Annotated in this window: 23 protein-coding genes and 1 tRNA gene; 6 read left to right on the top strand and 18 right to left on the bottom strand. The window is 56.2% G+C overall.

Translation table 11 applies throughout. From position 1 onward, the window contains the following. The coding region (locus ABWO67_RS01405; RefSeq protein ID WP_353146543.1) for a hypothetical protein at positions 1 to 265 on the top strand (265 nt) is incomplete at its 5' end. Positions 266 to 325: 60 nt separating this feature from the next. Here the strand turns inward: ABWO67_RS01405 and ABWO67_RS01410 are convergent. The 5 genes from ABWO67_RS01410 to ABWO67_RS01430 form a co-directional block, all read right to left on the bottom strand. Then, positions 326 to 1,081 (bottom strand): IclR family transcriptional regulator, encoded by a 756-nt coding sequence (locus tag ABWO67_RS01410; protein ID WP_353146545.1) that lies wholly within the window; start codon positions 1,079 to 1,081, stop codon positions 326 to 328. 110 nt (positions 1,082 to 1,191) lie between these two features. Then, positions 1,192 to 2,172 (bottom strand): Bug family tripartite tricarboxylate transporter substrate binding protein, encoded by a 981-nt coding sequence (locus tag ABWO67_RS01415; protein WP_353146547.1) that lies wholly within the window; start codon positions 2,170 to 2,172, stop codon positions 1,192 to 1,194. A gap of 99 nt (positions 2,173 to 2,271) precedes the next feature. After that, a complete protein-coding gene (locus ABWO67_RS01420; RefSeq protein ID WP_353146549.1) occupies positions 2,272 to 3,063 on the bottom strand; it encodes an enoyl-CoA hydratase/isomerase family protein in 792 nt (263 codons plus the stop codon). 16 nt (positions 3,064 to 3,079) lie between these two features. Then, entirely contained in the window at positions 3,080 to 4,162 is a 1,083-nt protein-coding gene (locus ABWO67_RS01425) for an acyl-CoA dehydrogenase family protein (RefSeq protein ID WP_353146551.1), read from the bottom strand. Then, complete coding sequence (locus ABWO67_RS01430) at positions 4,159 to 5,316, bottom strand: acyl-CoA dehydrogenase family protein (protein ID WP_353146553.1); 1,158 nt, start codon at positions 5,314 to 5,316, stop codon at positions 4,159 to 4,161. Before ABWO67_RS01430 ends, ABWO67_RS01425 begins: the two co-directional genes overlap by 4 nt. Before the next feature lie 294 nt (positions 5,317 to 5,610). Here ABWO67_RS01430 and ABWO67_RS01435 point away from each other — a divergent pair, with 294 nt between their 5' ends. Together ABWO67_RS01435 and ABWO67_RS01440 are read left to right on the top strand one after the other, a co-directional pair. Beyond that, positions 5,611 to 6,786: a CaiB/BaiF CoA transferase family protein gene (locus ABWO67_RS01435; protein WP_353146648.1), complete on the top strand. Its 1,176-nt coding sequence runs from the start codon at positions 5,611 to 5,613 to the stop codon at positions 6,784 to 6,786. Continuing rightward, positions 6,783 to 7,550, top strand: coding sequence for an IclR family transcriptional regulator (locus tag ABWO67_RS01440; RefSeq protein WP_353146555.1), 768 nt, complete (start codon positions 6,783 to 6,785; stop codon positions 7,548 to 7,550). The genes ABWO67_RS01435 and ABWO67_RS01440 overlap by 4 nt, the downstream gene beginning before the upstream one ends. A 22-nt stretch (positions 7,551 to 7,572) precedes the next feature. Here the strand turns inward: ABWO67_RS01440 and ABWO67_RS01445 are convergent, their stop codons facing one another. From ABWO67_RS01445 to ABWO67_RS01485, 9 genes are all read right to left on the bottom strand, one after another. Beyond that, the gene (locus tag ABWO67_RS01445; protein ID WP_353146557.1) at positions 7,573 to 9,123 is read right to left on the bottom strand and encodes an AMP-binding protein; all 1,551 of its coding nucleotides are present in this window, start codon (positions 9,121 to 9,123) and stop codon (positions 7,573 to 7,575) included. After that, a complete protein-coding gene (sauS, locus tag ABWO67_RS01450; RefSeq protein WP_353146559.1) occupies positions 9,120 to 10,577 on the bottom strand; it encodes an acylating sulfoacetaldehyde dehydrogenase in 1,458 nt (485 codons plus the stop codon). Before sauS ends, ABWO67_RS01445 begins: the two co-directional genes overlap by 4 nt. Before the next feature lie 36 nt (positions 10,578 to 10,613). Continuing rightward, entirely contained in the window at positions 10,614 to 11,651 is a 1,038-nt protein-coding gene (locus ABWO67_RS01455; RefSeq protein ID WP_353146561.1) for a tripartite tricarboxylate transporter substrate binding protein, read from the bottom strand. Positions 11,652 to 11,709: 58 nt separating this feature from the next. After that, positions 11,710 to 12,525 carry an IclR family transcriptional regulator gene (locus tag ABWO67_RS01460; protein WP_353146563.1) on the bottom strand — a complete coding sequence of 272 codons (816 nt, stop codon included), beginning with the start codon at positions 12,523 to 12,525 and terminating at the stop codon, positions 11,710 to 11,712. A gap of 141 nt (positions 12,526 to 12,666) precedes the next feature. Beyond that, positions 12,667 to 13,248: a toxin-antitoxin system YwqK family antitoxin gene (locus ABWO67_RS01465; RefSeq protein ID WP_353146565.1), complete on the bottom strand. Its 582-nt coding sequence runs from the start codon at positions 13,246 to 13,248 to the stop codon at positions 12,667 to 12,669. Between the two features lie 84 nt (positions 13,249 to 13,332). Continuing rightward, entirely contained in the window at positions 13,333 to 14,211 is an 879-nt protein-coding gene (locus ABWO67_RS01470) for an ABC transporter permease (RefSeq protein WP_353146567.1), read from the bottom strand. Positions 14,212 to 14,233: 22 nt separating this feature from the next. Then, on the bottom strand, positions 14,234 to 15,184 hold the full coding sequence (locus ABWO67_RS01475; protein WP_353146569.1) for an ABC transporter permease: 951 nt from the start codon (positions 15,182 to 15,184) through the stop codon (positions 14,234 to 14,236). A gap of 69 nt (positions 15,185 to 15,253) precedes the next feature. Continuing rightward, positions 15,254 to 16,918, bottom strand: coding sequence for a peptide ABC transporter substrate-binding protein (locus ABWO67_RS01480; RefSeq protein WP_353146570.1), 1,665 nt, complete (start codon positions 16,916 to 16,918; stop codon positions 15,254 to 15,256). 46 nt (positions 16,919 to 16,964) lie between these two features. Beyond that, positions 16,965 to 18,590: an ABC transporter ATP-binding protein gene (locus ABWO67_RS01485; RefSeq protein ID WP_353146572.1), complete on the bottom strand. Its 1,626-nt coding sequence runs from the start codon at positions 18,588 to 18,590 to the stop codon at positions 16,965 to 16,967. Positions 18,591 to 18,816: 226 nt separating this feature from the next. Between ABWO67_RS01485 and ABWO67_RS01490 the strand changes: the two genes are divergently transcribed. From ABWO67_RS01490 to ABWO67_RS01500, 3 genes are read left to right on the top strand one after another with little or no spacing between them, the layout of a single operon-like run. Beyond that, complete coding sequence (locus ABWO67_RS01490; RefSeq protein ID WP_353146574.1) at positions 18,817 to 19,524, top strand: cupin domain-containing protein; 708 nt, start codon at positions 18,817 to 18,819, stop codon at positions 19,522 to 19,524. A 29-nt stretch (positions 19,525 to 19,553) separates the two neighbouring features. Beyond that, the gene (locus ABWO67_RS01495) at positions 19,554 to 20,861 is read left to right on the top strand and encodes an NAD(P)/FAD-dependent oxidoreductase (RefSeq protein WP_353146575.1); all 1,308 of its coding nucleotides are present in this window, start codon (positions 19,554 to 19,556) and stop codon (positions 20,859 to 20,861) included. A gap of 30 nt (positions 20,862 to 20,891) precedes the next feature. Continuing rightward, entirely contained in the window at positions 20,892 to 21,818 is a 927-nt protein-coding gene (locus ABWO67_RS01500) for a 2-hydroxyacid dehydrogenase (RefSeq protein WP_353146577.1), read from the top strand. A gap of 152 nt (positions 21,819 to 21,970) precedes the next feature. On the opposite strand, the gene ABWO67_RS01505 is transcribed toward ABWO67_RS01500, so the two are convergent. From ABWO67_RS01505 to ABWO67_RS01520, 4 genes are all read right to left on the bottom strand, one after another. Then, positions 21,971 to 22,063, bottom strand: a tRNA-Ser gene (locus ABWO67_RS01505). A gap of 158 nt (positions 22,064 to 22,221) precedes the next feature. After that, positions 22,222 to 23,493 carry an aspartate kinase gene (locus ABWO67_RS01510; RefSeq protein WP_353146579.1) on the bottom strand — a complete coding sequence of 424 codons (1,272 nt, stop codon included), beginning with the start codon at positions 23,491 to 23,493 and terminating at the stop codon, positions 22,222 to 22,224. Between the two features lie 130 nt (positions 23,494 to 23,623). Next, entirely contained in the window at positions 23,624 to 24,658 is a 1,035-nt protein-coding gene (gene tilS, locus ABWO67_RS01515) for a tRNA lysidine(34) synthetase TilS (protein ID WP_353146581.1), read from the bottom strand. An 8-nt stretch (positions 24,659 to 24,666) separates the two neighbouring features. Then, entirely contained in the window at positions 24,667 to 25,632 is a 966-nt protein-coding gene (locus tag ABWO67_RS01520; protein WP_353146583.1) for an acetyl-CoA carboxylase carboxyltransferase subunit alpha, read from the bottom strand. Between the last annotated feature and the right edge of the window lie 4 nt (positions 25,633 to 25,636).

The following is a 25,636-nucleotide window of genomic DNA, read 5'->3' on the forward strand; positions in this document are numbered from 1 at the left end:
ATCGAACGGACGGTGGGAAACCTGGAAAAGGCGCTGGATGGCATGGCATAGACAGTGCCATCCAATCTCACGACTACCGCGCTCGAAGGTGCTGGAGCGAACTGGGAATTTGATCGACGATGACATCGATCTGCTAACCGAGCAGATCATTCAGCGCAGGCGCGGAACCGGTGTAAGGAACGACGGTGAAGTTGATACCCAGCGCTTTCTGCAAAAGAAAAGTATGGCAATGTGGTTGGTAATGCCGTTGCCCGGCGTCGCTTGACCACTTCCTATTGCGCAGTCAGCCACAACATAAAGTCATGCCTAATCGGACTCGATACCTTTACTTAAGACAAATTCCGGATAGTTGCCGGATAATGTTGACCACTTTCTCTTTTTTGCGCTTGAGTCGAAAAATAGGACCTGCGACTCCGATGGCGCATGGAATGTGGCCACCAAGCGCAAGGGGCATGCCAATAGCGCAGATTCCTTCGGTTAACTGATCGGTAAACGCATAACCTAGCTCGCGAGCTATGCGGATATCGGCGAGCAGATCATCGAGATTGACCAAGTTCCGTTCAAGCGTGCTACACCGATTCACTTGTTGAACGAATTGCGCAATATCTTGATCGTGGTATTGCATGAGCAGCGCTTTGCCGATGGCGCTCTTGGTCATTGGCCGCAGCAAACCCGGCTTAAGATAAAAGCGCAGTAGTCTCTGGGACTGAACCGTATGTATATATTGGGCATGCAGCCCGTTAGGTGCGCCCAGAATGACGGTTTCACCGGTGTCTTTCTGGATTTGGTCCATCAATGCAATGACGGTGCCATTGCTGAAAAGTTCACCCATGATCCAGCTTCCCAACATGGCAACACGTAAGGAAGGTGAGTACGTCTTGCTTTCTGGGTCGAACGTAATGTAATTGCTGGCGCTCAAGCTTCTGAGTAGCGCAAGTACGCTGGACATCGGGTAGCCGAGCTCTGATGCTATCTCGGTCAGATTCAACGGTTTTTGACGTAGCGCGAAGAGCTCGAGTATGGCAACAACTCTGTCTGCCGATTTTACGGTTGCTACTTTTGTCGGACTGGGCGAAGGCATTGAGGCTGGTTTCCGCGTGACAATTCAAGGCTGCAGGCATCATACACGCCTCCTGGCTCTCGCGAGAAAGCCAGGATTTCATCATGACAGGGCCAGCGATGGCTGAAATACTACATCTTTTGCAGGTTAGAGCTTTTGGCAACCCGCTTCCACATATCCATTTCTTTCACAGCCCTGTTTTTGGTTTCCGGACCGCTGCGCCAATCCACGATATCGCCTTGGTGCTCGACCTTGGAAATCATGGAGGGATCGGACATAACAGCCTTAACGGCTGCCTGTATCTTTTTCTCGATATCTAACGGCAAACCGGCGGGTGCGACCAACGCGGTCCAAACCATAGCGTTCTCGGAAAATTCCTTCAGGGCCGGATTTAGCTCAGACACAAGAGGCAAGTCGGGAAGCTGTTTAATTCGCGTCACACCAGTGGCCGCAAGGGGTTTGAACTTTCCCGCTTCGATGAGCGGCACCGAGAACGAAGGCGCGAATGTGCCTAGATTCAACCGGCCGGCGAATAAGTCGCTGACCGTATCCGAATTGCCTTTGTAGCGTACCGGCAGCATATCTATTTTCAATGAGTCGGTAAACAATGCGCCAGCCACGAGCGAAACGTTACCTACGACGGCATAAGACACGCTCCCCGCTTCCTTGCGACTATCCTTAATAAAATCGTCCAGGGTCTCGCGTTTTTCATTTTTTCCTGTGACGAAAACATACGGATACGCGCTCATGGAGGCGATATAAGAGAACTCCTTTAGCGTGTCAATCGGATACTGCGCGTCAATTGCCGGTGCAATGCTCAATAGCCCATTGGTGGTAAAGAACAATGTATAGCCGTCTGGCTTGCTTGCAACCACTTCGCGCGCAGCGATGAGGTTATCGCCACCCGCCTTGTTCAGAACAGTCACGACCTGTCCAAGCGTGCTTCCCAGCCGCTCAGCCAGCAATCGTGCCATCGCGTCTGTCGGTCCGCCTGCCGAAAACGGCACAATCATTTTGATTGGCCTGTCAGGGTAATTGCTGGCCAAAGCAGGATGAATGAATGCCACTAGCGTAGCAGTGGAAAAGAATGCGTTTCTAATCAAACGTTTCATGCGTGTCTCCTCGCTTTTCTTTCTGATAGATGTAAATACGTTAACGAAACCAAGTCCGCCACCTGTGTGCCAGAGCACTATGAGGCGGCCTATGGGATATCAGATGCCCTTGAAAACCGGCTGGCGTTTCTCCTTGAATGCGCTCATCGCTTCTTGATGATCTTCGGTCGAGAACAGCACTGCCATGTGAGACGAAACCTGCTCCAGGTGGGTGGCAATGTCCATATTCAAACCCTGGAGCACCGCCTTTTTCATCATCCTGATAGCCAACGGCGGCCCCGCCGCAATTTGCCTGGCCATTCGATAGGTTTCATCCATTAGTTGATCATCTGGCACCACCTTGTTGACAAGCCCGATACGTTCGGCTTCGTTTGCGTCGACAAACCGCGCTGTCCATAGCAGCTCAAGCGCCCGGGGCAGGCCAATAAGGCGCGGAAGATACCAGGCTCCGCCATCACCGGCCATGATGCCGATACGCACGTAGGTTTCCGCAAACCGTGCGCTTTGGGCGGCAATCCTGATATCGCCCATCAACGCCATATCCATCCCTGCACCAGTAGCCACGCCATTCACAGCTATTAATACTGGCTTATCCAGCGTCGACATAATCAGCGGTATCCGATGCACGCGGTCGGCAAGTGAATGCTTACGCATGATCGGCGTTTCAGCCTTTTTACGTTCGCTCATGCCGTTCACATCACCTCCGGAGCAGAAGGCGCGACCCGCGCCTGTCACAACAATGACCTTGACGTCACTATTTCGTTGAGACTCCATAAGGGCATCGGCCCAATCCTCCAGCATTTCCGTCGTAAATGCGTTGAGCTTATCCGGACGATTCAGGGTGATGGTGGCAATGCCCTCATCAATAGAAAAAAGTAATTCTTCACTCATTGATTTGTTCCTTGACTTAAGAGAACGTATGCGCGGAAGGCGCCGTGACAAAGCTCCATAGTTCATTTTCCGACAGCGCCTCAAGCTGGGCGCCGAGCCAGGCGGCCCAATAACTCTCGGATCCGAACTCTTCTCGCCAGGACAACAACCGGCGGGTAGTCAGGTGCAGACTATGTTCGTGTGTAAAGCCCATCGCCCCATGCACTTGATGCGCGATAGCGCACGCCAAGGATGCGGCCTCGCTGCACCTGATCTTGGCCATGGCGACCTCTGCAAATGCAACGTTGGAAGCACTTGCGTGAGAAGCCGCATCGGCGGCGGCGGTGGCGCTAGCCACCTGGGCAGCCATTTCTGCAATCTGATGCTGAATCACCTGAAACTTGGCAATGGGCCGCCCGAACTGTTCTCGTTCTTTTGCATAGCCAATCGTCATTTCGAGCGCCCTTTGTAAAGCGCCGGTCATTTGCATGCATCTGAAGAGAGCGCCCTCGAAAAGAAGGCGGCCCTGTTCCTGAATGGCGGGACGCACACATTCCTCAGCAATATGGACTTTTTCATACTCCAAGGTGTCACGGGGTTCCCCGGCAAGATTGGATTGTTGACGGTTTACTTTGCCCTTAGGAAGCAGCACGAGAACAGGTCCGTCTTGAGTGCTGGCTGATACGACAACCCCCTCACAATGCCTGCCCCAGGCCACTCGGGCGACCGAACCATTCACGATGTAGCCGCCGGCAGCCGAGCGGTCCAATTTAATTGCAGGGTCTGTCGCAAGAATGCTTACGCCCAGCGGCACGTTCTCATCGAACGGTATGCCGTGACGCATAAGCGCACGTTGTGCCAAATAGGTTTCGACCAGTGGCAGCGGTACATTGAAGCGGCCCGCCTGGCGTGCCAGCATGCTTAAAGAGGACAACGGCAGGCCTTGCTCTCCGGGTTCGGTTTCCATGACAGCAGCCGAAACCAGGCCGATATCCCCCATACTTGCCCAAGCTTCAGACAGCCAATGCCCCTCTTCCACACAATCAAGCGTTTCCCTCGTGCACAGGTCAAGAAAATACCGCTCCGCGCTATCGTTTAGCATTTGATCTATGTCGTTCATCGCAACTCCAGCCCTTTTGCAATAATCCCCCGCAGGATTTCCTTGGTGCCGCCTCGTATCGAATACGCCGGGGCATATAAGGTCGAGTATCTGAGCGCCTCATTGAAAGGATCATTCTCGGGAAATGTTGAGCGCAACTCTTCGGGGAATAATGTGCGGGCTGCCTCGGGTATGTCTTGCTCAAAACAAGTACCCAGATCCTTGACCAGTGCCGCTTCGGTGTGTGGCGTAATTCCGTTTTCCAACATTCCTGCGATCGAGCAGGACATCTGATGCATCGTCCACAGACGCGCTACTAGGCGGGCAACGGTATCCCGCCTCGTTTCAGAGGGAAATTTTTTGAGTTTTCCAGTCATGCCGGACAGCACATGGTATGTGCTCATCCATCGATCAGGGCCGCTGCGCTCATATACGAGTTCATTCGTGACTTGCTGCCAACCGTTGCCGATGGTGCCTATCACCATGTCATCAGGAACAAACACATCCTCGAAAATGACTTCATTGAAATCGTGCTCGCCTGCCAGGTTGATTATCGGACGCACTGTAATTCCGGACCAAGAAAGATCGACCAAGAACTGGCTCACGCCCTCCCGCCGAGACTCTCCGCGCGGACCAGTGCGGGCGAAGAGAATCATCATGTGCACGCGGTGCGCATTACTTGTCCATAATTTGCTGCCGGTAACACGCCAGCCCCCGTCCACCTTGGTCGCTTTCATGCGGATGGATGCGAGATCGGAGCCGGAGTCTGCTTCACTCATGCCGATACAGAAATAGCACTCCCCTTTTGCAATTTCAGGTAAGAACTTTTCGCGTTGTGCCTTGGTGCCAAACTTCAGCAACAAGGGGCCGCTTTGTCGATCGGCCACCCAGTGCGCGCGAACTGGCGCACCGGCTGCCAACAATTCTTCGGTAACGACGAATCGCTCTATGGCGCTACGTTCGTGACCACCGTACTCACGGGGCCACGTCATTCCTATCCAGCCTTTGCGGCCAAGCGCACGACTGAAATCGGAACTGGGTTCTGCCCAGCCGTATGGCCCCGGCTTGATGCGCCCAGCGCTTTTCTCTTCTTCTATGAATGCCCTGACTTGTCGCCTGAGATCCAGTAGCTCTGGGGCTTCGTCATATATTAAGAATTTTATTAGTTCGGTCATGCGCCCTCACTCCTTTGAGATGGGGCGAATGGTAGCGTAAACGCTGCATATGAATAAACTATTTATTCATATAGGTGAATAAAAATATCGTGCAAAGCATGTATATGAAACTTATTTGTCCTATATATCTATTGAGGTCAGATACTTTTAATCCGCGGCTTTTGTTTTTCAATGGGTTTGCGCAGTAACATTTTCAACATTACCCGAGTAAATAATACATATATACTATTTAAAACCATGTACATATTAATTTCGGAGAAGACAGTGCAAGCCAATGCGAACAATGATGAAAGCCTGGAAGCCGCCAAGCGCCAACCAACATGCAAAGGTCCCCTGGATGGCATCCGCGTAGTGGATTTGACTTCGGTGGTGCTGGGCCCTATCGCAACCCAGCTATTCGCGGACTTCGGCGCCGACGTAATAAAGGTCGAGGGGCCCGCTGGTGACATCATTCGTTCCAATGGAGCATCACGTACTAAGGGTATGGGGTCAATCTACCTATCGCTGAATCGGAACAAACGTTCAATCGTGCTTGATCTCAAAAACGAAAAAGATAAAGCGATTTTGCGTGAGCTGATCGGCAAAGCCGATGTACTCGTGCACAATATGCGCGTCAAGGCCATTGAGAAACTGGGCTTTGGATACGAGACTGCCAAACAACTGAACCCCGCCCTTGTTTATTGCGTAGCAACAGGATTCGGTCAGGATGGCCCCGATAAAGACAAACCAGCATTCGACGACATCATCCAGGCCTCATGCGGCTTTGTCGGCATCAGTTCCCTGGGTAAGGAAGCGCCGGAATACTCTCCGAACCTGATCGCCGACAAAACTGTCGGCCTGTATATGGCAAACGCGGTCATGGCCGCACTGGTTCACCGTGGACGTAGTGGCAAAGGCCAATACGTAGAAGTGCCCATGCTTGAGACCATGGCGTCCTTCGTGCTGGCTGAACATATGGCAGGACTCTCATTCCCAGACAGCAATGAACCTGCCGGTTATAAACGAATCATTAACGGCGGCCGCCGGCCATACAAGACTAAAGATGGCTGGATTGGTGTTCTGCCCTATACGGAAAAGCATTGGCGCGCATTTTTCAGCGCGGTGGACAAGGCTGAACTGATTGAAACGTTCGACATTGCAGACAGAGCGAAGCGCAATGCACGCATCCAGGAAATTTATGCAGCGCTGGCTTCCATCACCCCCTTGAAAACCACAGCCGAATGGGTCGGTGTCTGCACGGATTTAGACATCCCTGTAACCCGTATCTATAGCCTGGACGACCTGCCGGATCATCCGCATTTGAAAGCAGTGGGGTTCTTCGAAGAAAGCGACCACCCCTCTGTGGGGCAAATTCGACAAGTCAGACCCGTTACGCGTTTCAGTGAAACGCCACTTTCCATATACAGGCACGCACCTGAGCTGGGTGAAAATACACAAGAGATTCTAGAGGAGCTTGGGCGCTGTATATGAGCGACTCAGTAATCAAAACAGCTGCCAGGGTCTTTGAGGTCTTGGAATACATGCGGAGCATGCGACGCAGTACCACCGTTCGCGAGATCTCGGAGGAACTCGGCTATCCGTTATCTAGTGCGCAAATGCTGCTCAAAAGCATCGCACAGCTCGGGTATTTGCGATACGACGCACGCAGGCGCGCCTATCTGGCAACGCCAAGGCTGGCACTGCTCGGTGATTGGGTACTAGAAGGGATGGCAATGATGGGGGTCAATTCGCAAACGCTTGAAGAGATCGTCAAGGAAACAGGCTTGACCGCCATACTGGGAGTAGAAAATGATATCTATGTTCAGTACACCCATGTTGCCATAGCCGGACGCGGCCCCGCCCAATACAGGGTTCAACCCGGAACGCGCCGCCTGCTATGTATGTCCAGCCTCGGCTGGGCTTTGCTGTCAAAAGAAAGCCGAGATCATGTAAGCCGGATTGTGAGCCGCACCAACAGCCGCTTGAGCGGCACCGGGCAAGACGTTTCGCTTCTCGAAGTCGAGACCCATATACATCAGGCCGCCACGCACGGCTATGCCTATTCACAAGGAGTCACGAACCCCGACAGGGCGATGATCAGTGTCGTGACGAAAGCGGACGAGGCAGGCATGCGCTACGCAGTCGGGATCAGCGGGGCTCTGGAAGAAATCAGCTCGCGACAGGATGAAATTGTCAGCCTCCTCAAAGCACGCATCGTCGCCCCCGAAGACGAGGGCCGCGGACTTAAAGCGTAGGAGAGCCGGCTTCGCATGCGTGCTACGTCTTTTCCGTCTCGGCTGTTTTCCAAAGGTCCACCAGCTTCAATCTTTGCACCTTCCCTGACGGCCCCTTGGGCAGCTCGTCTACGATGCGGATCTCCCGAGGCGCCTTGTAGCGGCCCAAGGCTTCACGACAATGGGCCAGCAGAGCTTGCGCATCGACTTGAAAGCCGGGCTTGAGCGTAACGGCGGCATAGATTTCCTGGCCGTAGTCGGCATCCGGCAGCCCCACTGCAGCGGCCTCCAGGACAGCAGCATGGGCGAGCAAGACTTCATCAATCTCACGCGGTGCGATGTTCTCGCCGCCCTTGATGATCAATTCCTTGATACGGCCGGTGATGATGAAATAGCCCTCGCCGTCGCGATAGCCCAAATCGCCGGTGCGTAACCAGCCCTCGGCATCGAAAGCTTTAGCTGTTTCTGCCGGATTATCGAAATAGGCCTGCATAACGTTGGGACCGCGTAGCGTCACCTCACCAATTTCCCCGTCTGCCGCCTGCCCGCCATCCTGCCCGATGATACGGGCTTCGACGCCGCAAGGCAGTCCTGGCGAACCATAGCGTCGGCCGTCCAGGTCTTGCGGGTTGCAGAAGATGACTGAGGCAGTTTCGGTCATGCCCATGGCTTCGATAATAGGAATTCCGAAGCGGCGCTCGAAAGCCTGATGGTGCTCGACAGGCAGCGGTGCGGAAGCCGATCGGCCAAACTTCACGCTGGAATGCAAACCATCGGAAGCATCGGGTTCGGCGTTGAGCAAATAGGCAATGATGGTGGGAACCATGTTCAGCCAGGTGCACTGATAGCGGTCAACCATTTCCCACCAGCGGCTGGCGCTGAAACGACGCGGCATGACGATGCTGCCGCCCGAGACGAAGGGAGTCAGGGTGGCAATGACCTGGCCGTTAATATGATAGAGCGGCAAAGCAGACAAAACCCTGTCGCCCGGCCCCAGGCCATGCCAGCCAGCCACCGAGCGCGCGCCATGCAACAAATTCGCATGGCTCAGCGGCACGCCCTTTGGTGTGCCGGTCGTTCCCGAGGTATACATCAGCAAGGCCATGTCATCCGGACCCGGCACTTTAGGAGTAGCAAGAGGTGGACCGTCCAAGGCAAACTGGTCCGCATCCGGATCGACCTCGATCACTCCAAGAAGGCCGCGGTCACTTGCTATTTCAGGCAGCACCTTGTGCACTGAGGCGGACAGTTCCGCACAAGTCACCACGACACGCGCGCCGCTATGGCGCAGGCAGTGCAGCAACTGTGATGGTGTGGCCAGCAGATTCAGAGGCACGATGACATGACCGCTGGCCATAGCGGCAAGGAAAATCAGGCCGGCCTGCATACCATTGGGCAAAAGCATGGCAATGCGGTCACCCGCTTGCAAGCCGTGGCCCGCTGCCCATCGCGCGAAGCGTTCGGTTTGCAGTGCCAGCTCGCCGTAGCTCAGCCGGACATCGGTTTCCGGAGCAATCAGCAGCAGTGCTTGCGCCTGTCCTTCCACGTGTGCATGCAACAGCTCATGCAACGTCTGAGCAGTGTTTTGCGTCATCGTCCAAACCTCGCGAAGAAAGCGCCGAATATTTGCGTTTCGGTGGGCACATTGACAGGTATCGGATACACCACTCGGGTGGTGTTCAGATACTGCCGGTAATCCATGTTGGCCGAAAAATTATTGCCGCCCCAGGTGCCGCAACCCATAGATAGCGAGAATGGCAGGCCATTTTCAAAACTCCCGCCAGTCGCCACGGTATGGGGCTGATTGACGATAACGCGGGCAACCGGCAAGGCCTGCGCCAGGTGCCTGGCCTGCTCATCAGCCTGATCCGGATCAATATGCAGACTAACGGAATGCCCAGCCCCCTGATAGGCATAAATGGCATCCACGATTTGCACCGCATGGTCGCGGTCACGGCTGCGATACAGCGTCAGGACGGGGGACAGTTTCTCTCCCGAAAAAGGATGGTCCGGCCCAAAGCCATCTTCTTCCACCACTAGCGCCTTGGCGCTGGCAAGCTCGGGCCGCTGCAACCCTACGGCGGTAGCGATGACATCTGCCGACTTGCCGGTGAGTGTCCCCGACAACCTGCCTTCAGGCCACATCGCAGCTTGCAGCACCGTTTTTTCATCCGGCTCCAGCAGTATTCCGCCCTGCCTGGCAAACTCCTGGATAAAGCGGTCAGCCACGGACTCGTCGACGACGACGCTATTTTCGGATGAGCAACTGGTGGCGTTATCGAAAGTCTTGGACAGCATGATGCGTTCGGCCGCGGCCTTCAGGTCGGCGCTGGCGTCGACGATGCTGGCCACATTGCCCGCCCCTACCCCGAAGGCTGGCGTTCCGCTAAGGTAGGCGGCACGCACGTTGGCTTGGCTGCCGGTGGCCACCACCAGGTCAGCCTGCATCATCAGCGCATGCGTCAAAGCCTTGGACACAGGCGTCGGCAACATCTGCACCAAGCCCTCGGCCAGGCTGCGATCCAGACCGATACGCTCCAGCTCGTCGTGAATGTAGCCCAGCAGCATCTCACACGTCCCCACCCCTTTCGGGGAAGGAGCCACGATCACGGCATTACGGCATTTCAGGGCGTTAATGATTTTGTTGGCGGGCGTCGCCCCCGGATTGGTGGATGGCGTAATGGCAGCCACCACCCCGACCGGCCGGGCAAACTCGACCAGGCCAAGCTCCGGATTCTCGGACACGACCCCCACCGTGCGGGCGCGCTGCAAATCCCGCAATAGACCCAGCGTCTTGCGATGATTCTTGGTGATCTTGTCGGCCACATTACCCAAGCCGGTGTCGCGCACCGCCCTCTCGGCAAGCTTGCGGTTGTGCTCCGGCTCCATAATGGCCCAGCCGCATGCCACCGCCAGATCATCTGCCTGGGACTGGGTGTAGTCGTTGATGGCTTGCTGGGCGCGACGGGCACGCTGTATTAAGGCGGCTACCTGCGCCATGGCCTCGTCGTCAGTACGTAGGGGTAGATTGCCCGTTGATGTCTGCATAATAAAAATACTCCTATCCTTGTGTCTCGATTGCCCTCAATCGAGTTTGATGTTGGCGTCCTTGGCCAATGACGACCATTTGCTCAGCTCTGTTTTAACGATACTATCCAACTGCGCCGGTGTACTGCCTACTGCCTGCGCACCTTGTCCAAGCAGTTTCTCTTTGATCTCCGGCTTCTTCACCGCAATCGAAATCGCCTTGGAAAGGCGGTCTATGATGGGTTGCGGCGTCTTGCCGGGCACGAACATGGCATACCAGGAGTCGACTTCAAAATCGGCGACCCCGGACTCTTGTACCGTGGGAACGTCTGGAAACATCGGGCTGCGGGTTACTGTCGACACTGCCAGCGCTTTCAAACGCCCCGTCTTGACGAAGCCGGCAGCGGCGGGAATAGATACCCATAACAGAGGAATCTGATTACCCAGCACGTCGTTAACGGCCGGCCCCCCGCCGCGATAGGGGATATGCTGCATTTTTGTATTCGTGCGCAAGCCCAGAAGCTCACCCGCTATATGACTGGGCGACCCATTACCCACCGACCCGTAAGAAAGCTCGCCCGGCCTGGCTTTGGCTTCCCGGAGTAATTCGGCGATATTGTTAGCGGCAAAGGCGGGATTGGCGACCAGTATCTGCGGCAATGACGCCACTAACGAAACCGGCGCAAAATCGTTGGCGGTGTCGTAGTTCAGCTTTTTATAGACAGCAGGGTTGATAGTATGGGATGACAACGTGAACAACACGGTATATCCGTCAGGTGCGGCCCGCGCCACAGTTTCCGTACCTATCATCCCTGCGGCGCCGCCTCGATTCTCGATAACGACGGTCTGACCCAGTTGCTTGCTGAGATCTTCCTGGATGATGCGAGCAATAATATCGGTACCCCCACCCGGCGGATACGGCACCACCATGCGTATTGGGCGATTGGGCCAATCATCGGCAGCCTTCGCCACTGGCGCCACAGCCGTTAACCCTACTGCCACAGCTAATGGCCAGACCATTCGGAACCATGCTGCCGGTTTGCTTAAGGTACTGCCCCTGCCTGATACTCGACTGTGCAACATTGAAATTGACATCGTTGTCTCCTTGCGGGTGGCGCCGCCTTCCTGACGGCTGATCGTTAACTTATTGTTGTCATGCCTTGCTCATACTCTTGGTGTTGAAAACAGGCACTGGCGCGATGGCGCCAGGCCGATATCCTAATAATGCCGATGTCGACGCGGCAGCCTCGTTCAAGGGTGCAATCAGCTCAGGCAGACGTTCCGCGCTCGCCCGAATACTGGGCAGGCTGATGCCCAGCGCACCTACTACCTGACCGCGGCCATCGAACACGGGCGCGCCCAGCCCCGAGACATCTTCGCGCCATTCGCCGCGATTCAAGGCGTAGCCTTGCTCGCGCACCTGCAGAAGGTCGTCCAGCAATGCGCCGTGCTTGAGATGACTAAAGGCCGTATACGACTGCAACGCAGGCACGGTGCTGCGCAACCAGGCCAAGGCCTGCGCCTTGTCATCCGGCAATGCATAGGCAAGCAATACCTTGCCGCTGGCTACGCACTGTGCGGGTGCCCGGCCGCCAATATGCGAGTAGGCCGCCACAGGCTGAGGGCTATCAATTTTGTCGAGATAGACCACCTGATCGCCGTCCCGCACGACTAAATGAATGGTTTCCAGCGTAGCCGTGGCTAGCGCCGCCATAGGCTGATGGGCAACATGGCGGATATCCAATGTGCCTACAACCTTGGACCCCAGCTCGAACAGCCGCAAACTGGCCTGATAACGCGCATCGGTAGACTGCCGCGCATAGCCCAAAGCCACCAGTGTTTTCAAAGTCCGGTGTGCGTTACTGGGCACCAGCGAGAAAGCCTGCGCCACATCCGATACGCTGCATGGCGTAACGGAGTTGACCAGGAACTCCAGCACCGACAATCCTTTGACTAATGTTTTATCCATATTCCAAATAATAGAATGTGATTCTATATTTAGTATAGACGTGTTTTAGGAAGAGGTAAAGAAAGATCGTTTATTGGATAGCGGGCGGGTGCCCACGCGGGGCGGACTCATGGTCTATCACTGCAGTGCGATTTTCACTGCTCAACGCAGCCGTCGAGAGCCGTCGGGGTAGAACTCCTGGGCCGCACCCGCTGCGCCCGCTGCATCGAATTTTTTCTCGGAAACAAGGTTGCCATTGGCATCGTAAATTACCTCTGCTTTCAGCTTGCCCTGTTCGTTATAGAAGCGATGCAGACCCACGCGCCTGAACTGCCCCTGCATGACACCCGAGGCCACCGGCAGACCCAAATCGGAAAAATGCTCTACATAGTTTCCGGGTGGCCCTTTGGGGTCGCGCACAGTTTGATTCACATGTTTTTCTCGTACTTGCCCGTTCATATACCAGAAGGTAGCCCGCATCTGCGTGCCGCCCAGAAAGACCTGTTCACGCAAGGGTGTTCCCTCTAGCGACCATTCGCGCTCGGTGGCTTCCAGCCCTGCACTGCTACGTTTTTCCAGAACCTCGTATATCAGTTGCCCATTCGGCGCGTATTCTTTGCGCTGTTCGCCGCCAGAGATTTTTTGAATCACCGTCTGCCCTGCAAGAGCGGTATTGACTTCGGCACTGACCATGCCAGGCAGGAGGATGAGGGCCACGGCCAGGATTAAGGTTTTGACATGCATGCGGATGAAGTCCATTGGCTATGCTGTTGAAGCAGTCAATATACTCAAAGATGCTTTATTTGCGCGAAAAAAGACGAATACTTGTCATAGATGATCATTACGCACATCCAGCGCGTCACGCAAGCCATCGCCGATGAAATTGAAGCTGGTCACTGCAATGGTGATCGTGATGCCCGGTACGATGGCCAGCCATGGCGCGGTCGCCAGATATTGCTGTGCGCCGTTCAACATATTGCCCCAGCTTGGCAGTGGCGGCTGGATTCCGTAGCCGAGGAAGCTGACATAGGCTTCGAGCAGGATAGCGCGTGCCACAGTGAGGGTAGCGGCCACAATGATCGGGCCCATGACGTTGGGCAGAATCTCGCGAAACATAATGTGGCGGCTGCTTAGCCCCAGCATCAGTCCTGCCTGTACGAACTCCCGCTCGCGTAGGGAGCTCACTTCGGCCTCGACGATACGGGCGACCTCCATCCAACTTGTGACTGCAATGATCACCGTGATCATTGTCGGGCTGGGCTTGAGCAGTGCGGCAAGCGCCAGCACGAGGAAAATCGAGGGAAAAGCCAGAAAGGCATCGACCATCCGCATCAGCGTGGCCCTCAGCCAACCGCCGCGATAGCCCGCAATCACGCCTACTGCGGTACCGATGATGGTCGAGAGGATCATGGCCGAGAAACCGACCAGAAGCGAGATATTCCCGGCCTCTAGCAATCGCACAGCCTGGTCGCGGCCCAGAGGGTCGGTGCCCAGGTAATGTTGCCCAGTAAGGGGCGGAGCGAAGCGCGCGCGCAGATCGATGTAAAGCGAGTCGTAAGGCAGAAGCCAAGGACCCACGATACAAGCCAGCGTCAGTGCTGTAATCATGAAGATACCGACCAGGGCCAGACGATGGCGGGCGAACCGGCGCACGGCCCGGCTCTGCCACCAGCGACTGTGGTCCGACGATGCTGCAATAGTGGTCATAACAGTCTCCTGATTAAGGGGGTCAGGCAAGGCGGATGCGTGGATCAACCGTCGCCACGATGACGTCGGCGATGAGGTTTCCAAGCAAGGTCAAAATGGCGGAGAGCATCAGGAGCCCCATCACCACCGGATAGTCGCTGTAACCAAGGCTGTCGAGAAACAGCCGCCCCATTCCGGGCCAGGTGAAAACAGTCTCGGTTACCAGCGCGCCGCCGAGAATGGTGGGCAGTTGCATTCCCGCCAGCGTGATCATAGGAAGCAGCGCATTGCCCACCACATGCTTCATCACGACTCGGCGCTCTCGCAACCCCTTGGCCCGCGCAGTCTTGATGAAATCCTGGTTGATCACGTCAAGCGTGGCCGAGCGCATGTAGCGGCTCCAGGTAGCGATATTCACCAGAGACAGTACGAGGCTCGGCAGGACAAGGTGATGCAGGTAGTTCAGCACCGACTGATCGCCGATCGTGTACATGTTGCCCGCAGGCACCCAGCCGAGCTTTAGCGAAAATACATAGATACCGACAAGGCCAAACCAGAAGGTCGGGATCGAAAGCGCAATCATGGCGCCGATGGTAGCGGCGTAGTCGAAGCCCGAGTAACGGTGCGTCGCGCCACGAATACCTATCCACGTACCGATGGCGATGGAAATAGCGGTCGATGATCCCATCAGCAACAGCGTGGCGAACAGATGTCGACCGATCACTTGTATGACAGGGACGCCGTCGCGAAAAGAAGTGCCCCAGTCTCCTCGCAACATTTGCCAGGCCCAGTCAAAATATCGCAGCAGCAGCGGTCGATCGAGGCCAAGCTGACGGGTCAGGCGTTCGATGTCAGCCTGCGTCATGCTGGCATCCAGCGCGAATTGCGATAACGGACCGCCAGGGATCATGTTTAGCACTGTGAAGCCGATGATCGACACGATCACCAGCAGGATAATGCTCTGCCACAGGCGATTAAACAGAAATCCGGCCATTCAGCCCCCCATCGGGATTACAGAACTTTGAAAACCCGGGCGCTGCGATTACCCGGGGTGCGTACACGATCAGGCCTTACGGGACCAGCCCGCCGCATTCCAGGATTCGGTGCGGGTGTTGCTGTTGCTGACCACTCCCTTGACGTCCGACTTCCAGCCTTGGACGGAATTCTCCGAAAAGAGGGGCAGAAAGGGTAGATCGGCGCGAACTGTCGCCTGAATTTCCTTGTAGATCTCGATCCGGCGTGCTTGATCGAAGGTGCGCGCACCTTCTTCCAGCAGCTTGTCCACACGCGGATTACTGTATTGCGCGGTGTTCGAGCCCCGTCCGCCTTTGACGCGAATCGCACCGGTATGGAAGCGGTTGAATACGTCGGGATCCGCCCCAACCAGATAATTGATGCCCACCACAACCGAGTCGAATTGCGACAATGTCCAGAAATCACCCCAAATCACCGCTGCGGGCAGGTTCGAGATGGTCATCTCGACGCCGATGCCCTTCAGCGTCTGCTGGATGAATTGCTGCAGTTGTTCGCGCAGATGGTTGCCCGTCGTGGTCGAATTGGTGAACGCAAGCCGCACGCCATCCTTGGCACGGATTCCGTCACGCCCTTTCACCCAACCTGCGCCATCAAGCAGCTTCTCTGCCTTCTCGAGGTTGAACTCGTGCTTGGGCAGGTCCTTGTTGTAGTAGATCGAGCCGCGCGGCATGTAGGATTCGACCGGTTCGGGTAGACCGTAGTAGAGCGCATCGATGATCGCCTGCTTATCAATGGCCGCATAGATTGCCTGGCGCACTGCCAGATCCTTGAAAACAGGGCGTTCCAGATTGAGGTAAATCTGTTCGACGGCCGGCGCCGGTTGCAACTGAACCACCCGGTTTTTCAGCGTCTTCGCCTCAGCATAATTGTCGGGAGTAATGTATTGGCGTCCCACAAGATCGATGTCGCCGCTCTTGAACTGGGTATAAAGTACCGTCAGGTCGGGGATATATTTGAAGACCAGTTGCTCGATATACGGGCCTTCGCCATGGTAGTCGCGATTGGCGACCAAATTAATATGGTCGCCCGCAACGCGGCTACCCCATTTGAATGCGCCAGTACCGATAGGCGCTTGATTGAAGGCGGCGGCGTTCTTGTCTGCCTCGGACTCGAGCACGTGCTTGGGAACGATGAAAGTTTCCGTCAGGAAGGAAAGATAAGGCGCGAAAGGCTCTTTCATTCGCCAGGTCAGCTCAGTCGGCGAAACCACCTTAATGTCGTGTACGAGGTTGTGTCCCGTTGTGCGCCAGCTACGGAAGTTGGGATCGACGATCAGCTCAAGCGTGAACTTCACATCTTCGGCTGTCAGCGGCTTGCCGTCATGCCATTTCACATCATCACGCAACTTCACGCGCCATTCCAGACCATCGGCGGAAAGCCCGCCATTTTTTTGGTTCGGTACTTCCGTGGCCAGATTTGGCACGATGGAACCGTCCGGCATGGTTCGGAACAATGCGTCGAAAATCGAGAAATGGAGGCCATCATCGACTTCGATCTTCAGCATCAAAGGGTTGAATACGGTCGGCTCTTGCGATAAACCGACGATGACCCGGCCAGAAGGTGCTGCTGGTGGGGTTTGGGCAAACGCGGGCTTGCCCAGCAAATACGGAGCAAACAGACTCGCTGCACCGGCAACACCCATAATCTTCAGGGCTGAACGGCGGGTTGTCTTCGAAATAATTTTGTCAGTCATGAGACGATCTCCTTTATACAGCCTTGTTGATACCGCAATTACTCAGTCACGCTGCTCTTCTGGCCTGTTCTTTGCCCGGTATGGCAGCGACCAACTCCCGGGTATAGGCGGACTTCGGGGCGAGAAATATCTGCGAAGGCGGCCCTACCTCGACGAACTTACCCTTTTGCATCACCGCAATCTCGTCACAGATCTGGCTGGCCACACGCAGGTCATGGGTAATGAAGACCATCGACACACCCGTCTCGCGCTGCACTTGATCGAGCAGCTTCAGAATCTGTGCCTGAATCGAGACATCGAGCGCCGAGACGCACTCATCGGCTACAAGCAACTTCGGCTTGAACATCAGCGCGCGGGCTATGCCAATGCGTTGGCGCTGTCCACCCGAGAATTCGTGCGGATAGCGCCGAAAGGCGCCGGCATCGAGACCGACATGCGACAGCAGCGCCATCGCTTCTTCGCGGGCCTGAGCGTATGCCATGCCATGCGCCACCGGACCGACGGTCAGGATATGGCCAACGGTCGAGCGCGGATTGAGCGAGGCAAAGGGGTCCTGGAAGATCATCTGGATTTTCGGACGCAGAGCGCGGAAAGCACCCTCCGCCATCTGGGCAATATCGGTGCCCTCGAAGAGGATGCTGCCGCTATCGCTTTTCATCAACTTGATCAGCAGTCGCCCAAGTGAAGTTTTGCCCGAACCGCTCTCACCCACCACGCCAAGCGTTCGGCCGGGTTTCAATTCAAAGGAGACGCCGTCGACCGCCTTGCTTAACCGTTCGCTGCGTAGAAGACGGCTGCCGCTGCTATAGGTCTTGACCAGATGCTCGACCTTGAGAATCGGTGTCGTTGAGGTTTGCGGCAACACCCGGTCGATGCCGGTCAACTCCGGCACCGATGCGATCAAGCGCTTGGTATAAGGATGCTCTGGGTCTTTCAGCACCTTGTCGGCAGAACCTTGCTCGACGATTTTGCCCTTTTCCATCACGACGACGCTGTCTGCGATCTCCGCGACCACGCCGAAGTCGTGAGTGATGAACATGACGCTCATTCCCTTGCGACGCTGGATATCGCGGATCAGGTCCAGGATCTGTGCCTGCGTGGTCACGTCGAGAGCAGTGGTGGGCTCGTCTGCGATCAAGACCGCAGGCTCCATTGCCAGCGCTATCGCAATCATTACCCGCTGTCGTTGCCCGCCTGACAGACGGAATGGATACTGGTGATACATCAATGAGGGCTCCGGCAAACCGACCTCGGCCAGAAGCTCGAGGCTGCGGTCCTTGCGGCTCTCTGCTGTACCTTCACCGTGGGCCGCCATTGCCTCGGCAATTTGCGCTCCCACTGTCATCAAGGGGTTCAATGCCGAAAGCGGGTCCTGAAAAATCATGGAGACAACTCGTCCACGCAGACCTCGCAGGTATTCAGGGTCGGCATCGATGATCTCGGTATCGATCAGTCTGATCGATCCTTCAGTCACGCGGATCACCTTGGGCAGCAGACCCATGATCGCATTGGCCGTCACCGATTTTCCCGATCCCGATTCTCCGATGATGCAGAGTATTTGCCCTTTCAGAAGATCGAAAGAAATTCCGCTGACAGCATGGGCACGCTCCATACCGGGCGGCAGACTGACGGATAGATCGCGCACCGAGAGCATCGCTGCGGAGGCTGCCATGATACTTGCCGGTATAGAACCCACAGTCCCCTCCTGTCGTGTCATGATCGCTATAAAAAATTCAATATATATTAAAAATCGTAGCTAGGTCTATTTAAATCGGTTTTCCAGAAAAATATGACAAAACCGGCTCATTTCTGCATTAATATGCTTTTTATTATGGATTTTTCGACGAAATGAATATTCGTCAGACGAGATAGATACTACTTCTTGCGAGAGACCCAACATGTTTATGTTGAAAATTTCTCAAGAATATTTCATTATATTGTTTGATCGTTATTTTCTGTCAATAGGGAATTTCAGCACCAACATGCGAAGAGACATAGAACCGCGTTTCACCGCCACGCCATCCTCGGGGGCTCCCGAATTTCAGCTTGGCGCCAACCTTCGGAAGCTGCGCAAACAGAGGGGCCTATCGCTCCAGAGCCTCGCGCAGGCCTCGGGAGTCTCGGTGGGGATGATCAGCCAGGTCGAGCGCGGCATCGCCAATCCATCGATGCGGCTTCTGACCTCTCTGCGGCGAGCACTGAACCTCACTATGCAAGAGCTGTTCGGCGAGACCGGGAATGAAACACCCTTGACCGATGACCCGCAATTCGTGCGCCGCCGTGCACAGCGCCCGGTGATCGATTTGGGCATGCTGCACAAGGAGCTTCTGACACCACCAGACCGCCAGAACCTGCAAATCATGATTCTGCGGCTGGAGCCAGGTGGTGAATCCGGAGGGAAGGCCCTCAGCTATCCGGCGGAAAAAGGCGGGCTCGTCCTGTCAGGCAAGGTAGTCCTGAGCGTCGATGATGTGGCCGCCGAACTGGAGGCGGGCGACAGCTTCGTCTTCGACAGCACCCGACCGCATTCTCTGCGCAACACCAGCGACACATCGACAGAAGTTCTGTGGATCATCGGGGCGGTACAGTTCGACCGCCACCTCTAGCCCCTTCACCGCAACAAGGAAAATCCGTCATGCAATCGTCCCGAATTGCCGAAAAGAGTACCCCCTACTGGTGGGAAGCCGCGCCGGTTCAGCCTCTGCCCGAACAGCCACTGGCGAAACAGGTGGATGTGGTCATCGTCGGTGCGGGTTATGCCGGGCTGACTGCGGGGTTAATGCTCGCACGGGCGGGCCGTTCGGTCGCCGTACTGGACAAGATGAACCCTGGCGAAGGCGCCTCGTCGCGGAATGGCGGCATTACCAGCGGCAACATTAGGCTGAGCTATGCCGAGCTGGTACGGAAATACGGCGAAGAGCACGCCAACGCCATCGAGGCCGAAGGCAAAGCCGCGCGCGAATTCATCTATGAGTTCATCCGCACCGAGGGCCTGGATTGCGATTTCAACCTGACTGGTCGCTTCTACGGCGCCATCGGCAAGGAGCAATACGAGACGATGGCCCGCAGCGCAGAGAAGCTGCAAAAGACCCTTGGCGTCGAATCCTATGCGGTCCCTCATGCTGAACAGCGCCAATATCTAGGCACTGATTACTATCGCGGCGGCACCGTACGCATGGACATCGGCGGGCTGCATCCGGCGAAATACCATGCCGAAATCCTGCGCATCACGCTGGCGGCAGGCGTCACCGTGCACTCCGATACAGCGGTGAAATCCATCACCAAAGACGCGACAGGCTTTCGCGTCGAAACAGCGGCGGGCACGATTACCGGCCGACAGGTGCTGATCTGCACCAATGGCTATACCGATGACTCCGATCCCTGGCTACGCCGTCGTCTGGTGCCGGTGCGCAGCCGCATCATCGCTACCGAGGAACTGCCGGCCGAGCTGATGGCGAAGCTAATGCCGCGCAGGATGATGTGTGGTGAGAGCAAGGTTCTTGGCTATTACTACCGCCCTTCTCCGGATGGGAAACGCATCCTGCTGGGTGGCCGCGATGGTTCACAAAGCGGCGACCCGGCGGCACCGACCGTCATGCTGCGGAATGGACTGATCAATCTTTTCCCCGAGCTCGCCGATGTGAAGATCAGCCACAGCTGGTTCGGCAATGTTGCCATGCACCGCGACATGCTGCCACGGATCTTCGAACACAACGGCCTTACCTATGCGACCGGCTTTTGTGGCTCTGGCGTCGTCTGGGCGCCCTGGATCGGCAGCCGCGCGGCACACAAGCTCTTGGGCGACGATGAGCAGAAATCCGCTTTCGATTTCCGGCCCATGTCTTTCATCCCGCTCTATGCCGGCCGGCCCTATTTCATGCCCGCCTTCATCCAGGTGTACCGGATGCAGGACCGTATCGCGCTGGCACGCGCCACTCGCTGAACCCCTTTTTTGATTCAGTAAGGATGTCCGATGACCCTCCTCATGCTTTCCTACCCCGAGCGCGTCGAGGTTTTTCGCCGCGCCTTCGCCCGTGACCTGCCACAAGTGCCCTTCGTCAGCGATGCGGCGCAGGTCGACCCGCTCGAGGTGCGCTATCTGATAACCTGGAATTACCCCGAGAATCTGGCCGAGCGCTACCCCAACCTCGACGTGATTTTTTCGGTTGGGGCGGGAGTCGATCATATGACCCAGGCGTCGATCCCGCCAGGGGTGAAGCTGGTCCGCATGATCGAAAGCGGCCTGACCAGCCTGATGCGGGATTATGTCGTGATGAGCGTGTTGGCTCTGCATCGCCGTCTGCCTGCCTACATCGAGCAGCAACGGCGCCGCGAATGGATCAATCTCGAATTCACGTGGGCTGACCAACGCCGCGTCTCGGTTCTGGGCCTTGGAGAGCTCGGACAGGCCTCGCTTCAGGCGCTCAAGCCTTTCGGTTTCCGTCTGGCAGGATGGAGCCGCAGCCCGAAAGAGATCGAAGGTATCCACTCGTATCATGGTCCCGAAGGGCTGACGGCGATGCTGGCTGAAACCGACATCCTGATCTGCTTGCTGCCGCTGACCGCAGAGACCCGGCATATCCTGAATGCCGACCTCTTTGCGCAGCTGCCACAAGGGGCCTCACTGGTTCAGGTGGGCCGGGGCGGACATCTTGATCAAGAAGCGCTACTGGCAACGCTCGATGCCGGACATCTGGAAGCGGCATTCATCGATGTGACAGATCCCGAGCCGCTACCCTCCGACCACCCGCTCTGGTCGCACCCGAAGGTGGTGCTAACGCCGCATGTGGCCGCACATACCCGCGCCGAAAGTTCAGCCGAAGCCACCATTGCCAATCTGCGCCTCATCCTTGCAGGTGAAGCACCGAACGGACTCATCGACTTCCAACGCGGATACTGAGCCGCATCGCGCAACAGCGTTTGCCATCCCCCGTTAACAGGCAAGAACCTAATTTAGCTTCAGTAAATGAGGCCATGTCGGCCAACCCCGCAGCAATCAAGCAGGCAAAGAAAAAGCCCTGTCAAAAAACAGGGCTTATCTTTAAAAACTACTGGCGGAGACGGAGGGATTCGAACCCTCGATGCGGGTATAAGCCGCATGCTCCCTTAGCAGGGGAGTACCTTCAACCACTCGGCCACGTCTCCGAAACAGGCCGCCATTCTAGCACGATAAATCATCATATTTTCTGGAACCCCATGCTAGAAGTCCAGAATCAGAAAATTTTGGCATAAAACAGCGGTTTAAAACAATACTACGGAAAAAATTACAGCAATTTATCGTACAGCCTGGTCAAAATCACCGATCAAATTTTGTCTTCGTCGGGGCTTTCCTTGTCAAGGCCAAAAGCCTTGTGAAGCGCGCGCACGGCCAATTCCATGTACTTGTCGTTGATGATGACCGACGTCTTGATTTCGCTGGTGCTGATCATTTGGATGTTGATGCCCTCTTCCGACAAGGTGCGGAACATCAGGCTGGCAACGCCCACGTGGCTGCGCATGCCGATACCGACAATGGACACCTTGCATACATTGTCGTCGGATACGATTTGACCGGCGCCAACGGCAGGCCCGATCTGATTGGTTAACAGATCGAGCGTACGCGCAAAGTCGTTGCGGTTAACGGTAAACGAAAAGTCGGTCGTGCCTTGCACTGACTGATTTTGCAAAATCATGTCGACATCGATATTGGCCGCGGCGACAGGACCAAGAATCGAATAGGCCACGCCCGGGGTGTCAGGGACGGCTAGCAGGGTAACTTTAGCCTCGTCACGGCTGAAGGCGATGCCCGATACAACGGCGGCTTCCATTTTTTGATCTTCCTCGAAAGTAATAAGGGTGCCCGAAGCCATTTCTTCTTCGAGCGGAATCAGCGGATCTGTCAGCGAGGACAATACCCTGACTGGCACGCGGTATTTGCCAGCGAACTCAACCGAGCGGATTTGCAGGACTTTGGACCCCAGCGAGGCCATTTCCAGCATTTCTTCAAACGAGACCACCGTCATGCGCTGGGCCTGAGGCACCACGCGGGGATCGGTGGTGTACACGCCATCGACATCAGTAAAAATAAGGCACTCGTGGGCCTTGAGCGACGCGGCCACGGCGACAGCCGAGGTATCCGAGCCACCCCGCCCAAGCGTCGTTATATTGCCGTCTTCGTCGACACCCTGAAAGCCGGTCACAATGACTACACGGCCTGCATCGAGATCGGTGCGGATACGCACGTCGTCGATCGACTTGATACGGGCTTTAGTAAACGATGAGTCGGTACGCACAGGAACCTGCCAGCCTGTATAGCTGCGAGCGGCCACGCCTTGAGACATCAACGCCATGGCCAATAGCGAACTGCTGGCCTGTTCGCCGGTGGAAGCCAGCATATCAAGCTCGCGCGGATCGGGCTGCGGCGAAATTTCTTTTGCCAATCCCAATAGCCGGTTCGTTTCACCCGACATGGCTGAAGGAACGACAACGACCTGGTGGCCGGCCGCATGCCATTTAGCCACACGCCGGGCGACGTTCTGGATGCGCTCAACCGAGCCCATGGACGTGCCGCCGTACTTATGAACAATCAGGGACATCTTATACTCTGCATTAAAGGGACACTGCCTTGCGCTCTGAACGGACCGGCGCTGAAACCAGGCACACAAAGTCCAATATTTTAACGGTTTTCGGAACTGTTGTTTTCCGGCCAGCGTAACGCGCTTGGGATCACGCCCCCTGCCCTGTATCCAGCCAGACACGACCCCTGGTGCAACGCACCCATACCGAGCCATGTTTGACCTGCATTTGTCTGTCGTGGCCCATCGCATGCAGGCCGCGCAATTGCTTCATGATGTCGAGCAAACGCGCTTCGGTGGGCATGCGTACGCCGTGCAGCGAAAGCCAGTAGCGCAACACCAGGGCCTGCCGGGCGACGGACAACAAACGCCAGGCGGCAAGCGAAAAGCTGATACCGTCAGGATCGGGCGCCAGCCCTGCAAAGTCCTGCGCTGCAACTTCATCCAGCACTTCCTGAACTTGAGCGCTTTGGCGAGCGTGGCGGGTGACAGTCCCCTGCCAGCCCGGCCAACGCTCGTTCAATGCCGGAACCAAGCGCTCGCGCACTGCGGCGCGGGTATATTTGTCGTCAGCATTAGTTGGGTCTTGCACGGGTCCCCAACCGCTGATCAGAAAAAACTGACTTGCCTGCGCCAGGATGTCCGCGCGATCAACCGCCAGCCATGGCCGCAAATACGTTACGCCCTGGCGATGCGTTACATCCGACATGGCCGCCAGGCCGCCAGGCCCGGAGCCGCGCAGTAAGCGAAGAATAACGGTTTCTGCTTGGTCATTGCGATGATGAGCCAGCAATATATGCTGCAACGCCATGCGTTCGGCCAGTTGTCCAAGGGCGTCATAGCGTGCATCGCGTGCTGCCGACTCAATACCTGCACTCGACGCTGTATCCACTCGCACGACCAGGCTGTGACACGGCACGCCCAGCCACTGGGCCAGATCATGCACATGTGCCTGCCACCGCTCTGCCGGCGCTTGCAAGCCATGGTGAACATGAAAGCAATGCAATTCCAGATTGCGGCGACGGGCAAAGATAGCCGCATGCACCGCCAGCATGGCGGAATCGGCGCCCCCGCTTAATGCGACCGCAATGCGGCGAGGCGGTTGCGGCAAGCCCGCAAGGCTGCGGCCTATGGCCTGCAGCAGGTCGGGCGAACCGAACCCGCTCCAGAACGCATCCAGGGACATGGCGGGCGCTAGTTAAGCGTTTCCTGAAAACGACCGTAAGACATCAGGCGCTGCACACGATGCGCAACCAATTGCTGGGCATTCATACCCGACAACTGACGCAAGGAATCCGACAGTGCGCGGCTAAGCTGGCGCGCCATCATGACCGGATCGCGGTGGGCCCCGCCTACTGGCTCGTTGACCACACGATCGATCAGACCCAGGTCTTTAAGGCGAGGCGCAGTAATCGCCAGGGCTTCAGCCGCGGTGGATGCCTTGTCGGCGCTGCGCCACAAAATAGAGGCGCAACCTTCAGGAGAAATCACCGCATAGGTGGCGTATTGCAACATCATCACAACGTCGCCAATAGCAATGGCCAGCGCCCCGCCCGAACCGCCTTCGCCAATGATAGTGGCGATAATAGGCACTTTAAGTTCGGCCATGGCATAGAGGTTGTGCCCGATCGCCTCGGATTGGCCACGCTCTTCAGCCCCGATACCGGGATAAGCCCCCGGTGTATCGACGAAGGTAAAAATAGGCAGCTGGAATTTTTCGGCAAGACGCATCAGGCGCAACGCCTTGCGATAGCCCTCAGGCCTTGGCATGCCGAAGTTACGCATGGCGCGTTCCTTCGTGTCACGCCCTTTTTGGTGACCAATAATCATGCATGGCGTGCCATTGAACCGTGCCAGGCCGCCAATAATGGCCTGGTCATCGGCATACATGCGGTCGCCGTGCAGCTCGTGGAAATCAGTGAAGATTTCCCGGACATAGTCCAGGGTATACGGACGTTGTGGGTGCCGTGCGACCAGCGCGGTCTGCCATGGCGTAAGCTTGGAATAAATATTCTTGGCGAGCGTCTGGTTCTTTTGTTGCAAACGTCCGACCTCTTCCGAAATATCTACGGCAGAATCGGTCTGAACAAAACGCAGTTGCTCGATCTTGTTTTCGAGCTCGGCAAGAGGTTGTTCAAATTCCAGGAAGGTATTACGCATAAGT

This window comes from Pollutimonas bauzanensis (assembly GCF_040393045.1).
In the GTDB taxonomy this organism is placed as follows: Bacteria; Pseudomonadota; Gammaproteobacteria; order Burkholderiales; family Burkholderiaceae_B; genus Pollutimonas; species Pollutimonas bauzanensis_A.

Bases quoted from the DNA above. Each gene is read 5' to 3' on its own strand.
- ABWO67_RS01425 (WP_353146551.1), bottom strand. From the start codon at position 4,162: ATGAACGACATAGATCAAATGCTAAACGATAGCGCGGAGCGGTATTTT.
- ABWO67_RS01445 (WP_353146557.1), bottom strand. From the start codon at position 9,123: ATGACGCAAAACACTGCTCAGACGTTGCATGAGCTGTTGCATGCACAC.
- ABWO67_RS01455 (WP_353146561.1), bottom strand. From the start codon at position 11,651: ATGTCAATTTCAATGTTGCACAGTCGAGTATCAGGCAGGGGCAGTACC.
- ABWO67_RS01430 (WP_353146553.1), bottom strand. From the start codon at position 5,316: ATGACCGAACTAATAAAATTCTTAATATATGACGAAGCCCCAGAGCTA.
- ABWO67_RS01520 (WP_353146583.1), bottom strand. From the start codon at position 25,632: ATGCGTAATACCTTCCTGGAATTTGAACAACCTCTTGCCGAGCTCGAA.
- ABWO67_RS01490 (WP_353146574.1), top strand. From the start codon at position 18,817: ATGTTTATGTTGAAAATTTCTCAAGAATATTTCATTATATTGTTTGAT.
- ABWO67_RS01415 (WP_353146547.1), bottom strand. From the start codon at position 2,172: ATGAAACGTTTGATTAGAAACGCATTCTTTTCCACTGCTACGCTAGTG.
- ABWO67_RS01470 (WP_353146567.1), bottom strand. From the start codon at position 14,211: ATGACCACTATTGCAGCATCGTCGGACCACAGTCGCTGGTGGCAGAGC.
- tilS (WP_353146581.1), bottom strand. From the start codon at position 24,658: ATGTCCCTGGATGCGTTCTGGAGCGGGTTCGGTTCGCCCGACCTGCTG.
- sauS (WP_353146559.1), bottom strand. From the start codon at position 10,577: ATGCAGACATCAACGGGCAATCTACCCCTACGTACTGACGACGAGGCC.
- ABWO67_RS01485 (WP_353146572.1), bottom strand. From the start codon at position 18,590: ATGGCAGCCTCCGCAGCGATGCTCTCGGTGCGCGATCTATCCGTCAGT.
- ABWO67_RS01475 (WP_353146569.1), bottom strand. From the start codon at position 15,184: ATGGCCGGATTTCTGTTTAATCGCCTGTGGCAGAGCATTATCCTGCTG.
- ABWO67_RS01500 (WP_353146577.1), top strand. From the start codon at position 20,892: ATGACCCTCCTCATGCTTTCCTACCCCGAGCGCGTCGAGGTTTTTCGC.
- ABWO67_RS01440 (WP_353146555.1), top strand. From the start codon at position 6,783: ATGAGCGACTCAGTAATCAAAACAGCTGCCAGGGTCTTTGAGGTCTTG.
- ABWO67_RS01465 (WP_353146565.1), bottom strand. From the start codon at position 13,248: ATGCATGTCAAAACCTTAATCCTGGCCGTGGCCCTCATCCTCCTGCCT.
- ABWO67_RS01480 (WP_353146570.1), bottom strand. From the start codon at position 16,918: ATGACTGACAAAATTATTTCGAAGACAACCCGCCGTTCAGCCCTGAAG.
- ABWO67_RS01460 (WP_353146563.1), bottom strand. From the start codon at position 12,525: ATGGATAAAACATTAGTCAAAGGATTGTCGGTGCTGGAGTTCCTGGTC.
- ABWO67_RS01420 (WP_353146549.1), bottom strand. From the start codon at position 3,063: ATGAGTGAAGAATTACTTTTTTCTATTGATGAGGGCATTGCCACCATC.
- ABWO67_RS01510 (WP_353146579.1), bottom strand. From the start codon at position 23,493: ATGTCCCTGATTGTTCATAAGTACGGCGGCACGTCCATGGGCTCGGTT.
- ABWO67_RS01495 (WP_353146575.1), top strand. From the start codon at position 19,554: ATGCAATCGTCCCGAATTGCCGAAAAGAGTACCCCCTACTGGTGGGAA.
- ABWO67_RS01410 (WP_353146545.1), bottom strand. From the start codon at position 1,081: ATGCCTTCGCCCAGTCCGACAAAAGTAGCAACCGTAAAATCGGCAGAC.